Below are 5,685 nucleotides of genomic sequence, written 5' to 3'. Positions count from 1 at the left end.
GCCCCCACAGCAGATGTACCGCCTTCGGCCCGATTAGGGGCGTCATACAGACGCGCAGAAGCCCTGCTGGATTGCAGCAGGGCGCAGGGTCTTGAAGTGCTTGATATGTGTTGGTTGCGGGGGTTGGATTTGAACCAACGACCTTCAGGTTATGAGCCTGACGAGCTACCGGACTGCTCCACCCCGCGTCACCGATTTGCGGCGTCACTAGGCGCGAAGCCTAGAGACGCCAAAAGGGCTGCCCTTGTGGGGTCAGCCCTTTGACTTATGAATGGGTTTTTTCCTCGCTCACCCACCAGCTATAATGCCTGGCGACGACCTACTCTTCCAACGCTTAAGCGTTAGTACCATCGGCGCTGTCTGGTTTCACGGCCGAGTTCGAGATGGGATCGGGTGGGTCACAGACGCTATGGCCACCAAGCAATAAAGCCAGTGGATGTGCGGGTTCAATCGATGCGATACGTTTAATTAGGCGTCGTAGATCTGGCTGGATGTCTTCCGACATCATCAAGCGCAGCACCTTTTCAGGCCTGTCGTTGATGGTGGGATTCATCAAGCATGATCAGAGTTATTAGGACTGGTTAGCTTCACGTATTACTACGCTTCCACACCCAGCCTATCAACGTGATGGTCTATCACGACTCGAAGATACCTTATCTTAAGGGAGGCTTCCCGCTTAGATGCTTTCAGCGGTTATCCCGTCCATGCATAGCTACCCAGCGGCACGCCTGGCGGCATGACTGGTACACCAGAGGCATGTTCACCCCGGTCCTCTCGTACTAGGGGCAACTCCTTTCAAGTATCGACGCCCACGGCAGATAGGGACCAAACTGTCTCGCGACGTTCTGAACCCAGCTCACGTACCACTTTAATTGGCGAACAGCCAAACCCTTGGGACCTGCTCCAGCCCCAGGATGTGATGAGCCGACATCGAGGTGCCAAACGATTCCGTCGATATGAGCTCTTGGGAATCATCAGCCTGTTATCCCCGGCGTACCTTTTATCCGTTGAGCGATGGCCCTTCCACGAGGGACCACCGGATCACTATGACCGACTTTCGTCTCTGCTCGACTCGTCAGTCTCGCAGTCAGGCAGGCTTATGCCATTGCACTCTCGCAGACGGTTTCCAACCGTCCTGAGCCTACCATCGCGCGCCTCCGTTACTCTTTAGGAGGCGACCGCCCCAGTCAAACTACCCGCCATAGAGGGTCCCTGATCCGGATAACGGATCTAGGTTAGATATTAGAAAACAACAGGGTGGTATTTCACAGGTTGGCTCCACTTGGACTGGCGCCCAAGTTTCAAAGCCTCCCACCTATTCTACACAGTTCTTTCCCAATACCACTCTAAAGCTGCAGTAAAGGTGCACGGGGTCTTTCCGTCTAACCGCGGGTACTCCGCATCTTCACGGAGAATTCAATTTCGCTGAGCATATCCTGGAGACAGTGGGGAAGTCGTTACGCCATTCGTGCAGGTCGGAACTTACCCGACAAGGAATTTCGCTACCTTAGGACCGTTATAGTTACGGCCGCCGTTTACTTGGGCTTCAATTCGGAGCTTGCACTCCTCCTCTTAACCTTCAAGCACCGGGCAGGCGTCAGACCCTATACGTCGTCTTGAAGCCGACTTAGCAGAGTCCTGTGTTTTTGATAAACAGTCGCTACCCCCTGGCCTGTGCCCCCCATTAAGAGTTGCCTCGAGATGGGGCCTCCTTCTTCCGAAGGTACGGAGGCAATTTGCCGAGTTCCTTCAGGATACTTCTCTCAAGCGCCTTGGTATACTCTACCTGACCACCTGTGTCGGTTTCGGGTACGGTCTATATGAAGAGGCTATTTCCTGGATCTGCTTGGCAGCCTGCCCAATCCAATAAGGACAAACTACTTCCACAAACCGTCACACATCTTCAGGCCCACGAATATTAACGTGGTTCCCATCGACTACCCCCTTCGGGCTCGTCTTAGGGGCCGGCTTACCCTACGCTGATTAGCATTGCGTAGGAACCCTTGGTCTTTCGGCGAAAGGGCATCTCACCCTTTTTATCGCTACTCATGTCAGCATTCGCACTTCCGATACGTCCACCGTCGGTTACCCTTCGGCTTCATCCGCTTACGGAACGCTCCGCTACCGCTCAGATCAAAGATCTGAACCCTAAGCTTCGGTGCATATCTTTAGCCCCGTTACATCTTCGCCGCAGGAACCCTTATTTAGACCAGTGAGCTGTTACGCTTTCTTTAAAGGATGGCTGCTTCTAAGCCAACCTCCTGGTTGTTTTGGGATTCCCACATGCTTTCCCACTTAGATATGACTTGGGGACCTTAGCTGTAGGTTAGGGCTGTTTCCCTTTTGACGACGGACCTTAGCACCCGCCGTCTGTCTGCTGGACAAGACTCGATGGTATTCGGAGTTTGGTTAGGTTTGGTACCGCTCGCGCAGCCCTAGCCCATCCAGTGCTCTACCCCCATCGGCATACATCCAACGCTCTACCTCAATAGATTTCGCGGAGAACCAGCTATTTCCCGGCTTGATTGGCCTTTCACCCCTAAACACAACTCATCCGAGCATTTTTCAACATGCAACGGTTCGGTCCTCCAGTGCGTGTTACCGCACCTTCAACCTGGTCATGCCTAGATCGCCGGGTTTCGGGTCTAATCCAACATACTCAGTCGCCCTATTCAGACTCGCTTTCGCTGCGCATACACCTAACGGCTTAAGCTTGCATGTTAGATTAAGTCACTGACCCATTATGCAAGAGGTACGCTGTCACCCCCCAAAGGGGCTCCAACTGCTTGTAAGCATTCGGTTTCAGGTACTATTTCACTCCCCTAATCGGGGTGCTTTTCACCTTTCCCTCACGGTACTTGTTCGCTATCGGTCACATACGAGTATTTAGGCTTGGAGGGTGGTCCCCCCATGTTCAGACAGAATTTCACGTGTTCCGCCCTACTCGAATCCTTTGTAATCACTTTCGCATACGGGACTGTCACCCACTATGGTCTCACTTTCCAGAGAGTTTTGCTAATTTATACAAAGGCATTGGCCTGGTCCGCGTTCGCTCGCCACTACTAACGGAATCTCGGTTGATGTCTTTTCCTCCGGGTACTGAGATGTTTCAGTTCCCCGGGTTCGCTTCACCAAGTCTATATATTCAACTTAGTGATACCTTATCCACCTCGTTCCGATCGTCCGAAAACAATCGAAAAGAAATGGTGAAGGTGGGTTTCCCCATTCGGAAATCGCCGGATCAAAGATTGCTCACATCTCCCCGACGCTTATCGCAGCGTGCCACGTCCTTCATCGCCTGTATGTGCCAAGGCATCCACCAAATGCTCTTACCTCACGCTTGAGAATCCACACCATCAACGACAGGCCTGCATAAAAGCCAGTCGCCTAATGATCGTGCGGAAGATATCTCAGCCAGATTATTACATCTAATTTGTGATGCATATCGAACAGACGCAAGATTGCTCTCACACCTGTAACGCTATGCGCCACGGCATCGATTAAAAACCCATTCACAATGTCAAAGATCGCGGGGCAGATCCCCGCTACTGACCGAAGTCAGATACGTTTACTTTTCACCCTGGAGATATTGAATATCTGGTGGAGCCTATCGGGATCGAACCGATGACCCCCTGCTTGCAAAGCAGGTGCTCTCCCAGCTGAGCTAAGGCCCCATAGATATAGGCGAACGCCTGTCGAAATGGTGGGCCGAGGAGGATTTGAACCTCCGACCTCACCCTTATCAGGGGTGCGCTCTAACCAACTGAGCTACCGGCCCATTTCGCACCAGCTGGCCAAAAAGGCCGCGGGCGGCGTGAGCCAGCTCAGGCAATACAACTCACGCTTTAACAGCGTAAGCTGATCTCCAGTGATGAAAGGACATGAGGACGACGGCAATGTTCTTTGAAAGCTTACGAAGCACTTCCGATGGCTAGCATCGGCGCTTTCGTAAAATTCCTTAGAAAGGAGGTGATCCAGCCGCAGGTTCCCCTACGGCTACCTTGTTACGACTTCACCCCAGTCGCTGATCCCACCGTGGCTCGCTGCCTCCTAAAAGGTTAGCGCACGATCTTCGGGTGAAACCAACTCCCATGGTGTGACGGGCGGTGTGTACAAGGCCTGGGAACGTATTCACCGCGGCATGCTGATCCGCGATTACTAGCGATTCCGCCTTCATGCTCTCGAGTTGCAGAGAACAATCCGAACTGAGACGACTTTTAGAGATTAGCGTACTCTCGCGAGTTAGCTGCCCACTGTCATCGCCATTGTAGCACGTGTGTAGCCCAGCTTGTAAGGGCCATGAGGACTTGACGTCATCCCCACCTTCCTCCGGCTTATCACCGGCAGTTTCCTTAAAGTGCCCAACTAAATGATGGCAACTAAGGATGAGGGTTGCGCTCGTTGCGGGACTTAACCCAACATCTCACGACACGAGCTGACGACAGCCATGCAGCACCTGTCACTGATCCAGCCGAACTGAAGGAAAGAGTCTCCTCTATCCGCGATCAGGATGTCAAAAGCTGGTAAGGTTCTGCGCGTTGCTTCGAATTAAACCACATGCTCCACCGCTTGTGCAGGCCCCCGTCAATTCCTTTGAGTTTTAATCTTGCGACCGTACTCCCCAGGCGGATAACTTAATGCGTTAGCTGCGCCACCCAAGCACCGTGTGCCCGGACAGCTAGTTATCATCGTTTACGGCGTGGACTACCAGGGTATCTAATCCTGTTTGCTCCCCACGCTTTCGCACCTCAGCGTCAATAATTGTCCAGTAAGTCGCCTTCGCCACTGGTGTTCTTCCGAATATCTACGAATTTCACCTCTACACTCGGAATTCCACTTACCTCTCCAATATTCTAGCCTTCCAGTTTCAAAGGCAGTTCCAGGGTTGAGCCCTGGGATTTCACCTCTGACTTAAAAAGCCGCCTACGCGCGCTTTACGCCCAGTAATTCCGAACAACGCTAGCTCCCTCCGTATTACCGCGGCTGCTGGCACGGAGTTAGCCGGAGCTTATTCTCTAGGTACTGTCATTATCATCCCTAGTAAAAGAGCTTTACAACCCTAAGGCCTTCATCACTCACGCGGCATTGCTGGATCAGGCTTTCGCCCATTGTCCAATATTCCCCACTGCTGCCTCCCGTAGGAGTCTGGGCCGTGTCTCAGTCCCAGTGTGGCTGATCATCCTCTCAGACCAGCTATAGATCGTCGGCTTGGTAGGCCATTACCCTACCAACTACCTAATCTAACGCGGGCCCATCTAAAGGCGATAAATCTTTGGTCCGAAGACATTATCCGGTATTAGCAGTCATTTCTAACTGTTATTCCGAACCTAAAGGCAGGTTCCCACGCGTTACGCACCCGTGCGCCACTCACCCCGAAGGGTTCGTTCGACTTGCATGTGTTAGGCATGCCGCCAGCGTTCGTTCTGAGCCAGGATCAAACTCTCAAGTTTGTGTCACGAACCAACCGGCATAATCCGAAGATCATCAACCGTTTAGCCCGAATTTTAGGAGCCGATACCTGCATTCAAACGTATTTTATGGATACATTTGAGACATGTTTAGTCTTGGCGTGTACCAAGATTAGGCATCGACTTAATTTAACAGGTTACCAAGGCCTAAAAGCCCTTGGACCTGGCGCCGTCGCCCACATGTCCCTTCATCATAAACTAACAATGTCAAAGAGCC

General features: G+C 52.3%; 3 tRNA genes and 3 rRNA genes. All 6 read right to left on the bottom strand.

Going from position 1 to position 5,685, the window contains the following annotated elements:
• Positions 1 to 111: 111 nt before the first annotated feature.
• A tRNA-Met gene (locus tag PO778_RS13640) sits at positions 112 to 188 on the bottom strand.
• Positions 189 to 306: 118 nt separating this feature from the next.
• Positions 307 to 421 (bottom strand): 5S ribosomal RNA (rrf, locus tag PO778_RS13635).
• A 130-nt stretch (positions 422 to 551) separates the two neighbouring features.
• Positions 552 to 3,343 (bottom strand): 23S ribosomal RNA (locus PO778_RS13630).
• Between the two features lie 255 nt (positions 3,344 to 3,598).
• Positions 3,599 to 3,674 (bottom strand) — tRNA-Ala (locus tag PO778_RS13625).
• A gap of 27 nt (positions 3,675 to 3,701) precedes the next feature.
• Positions 3,702 to 3,778: transfer RNA gene (locus tag PO778_RS13620), tRNA-Ile, on the bottom strand.
• A 184-nt stretch (positions 3,779 to 3,962) separates the two neighbouring features.
• Positions 3,963 to 5,450 (bottom strand): 16S ribosomal RNA (locus tag PO778_RS13615).
• Together the 16S, 23S and 5S rRNA genes with 3 tRNA genes alongside form the textbook arrangement of a ribosomal RNA operon.
• Positions 5,451 to 5,685: the final 235 nt, after the last annotated feature.

The organism is Pontixanthobacter luteolus (assembly GCF_947494915.1).
GTDB classification, from domain to species: Bacteria; Pseudomonadota; Alphaproteobacteria; order Sphingomonadales; family Sphingomonadaceae; genus Pontixanthobacter; species Pontixanthobacter luteolus.
Note: the sequence above shows the minus strand (reverse complement) of the source record. Positions and strands in the feature narration are given on the sequence as shown.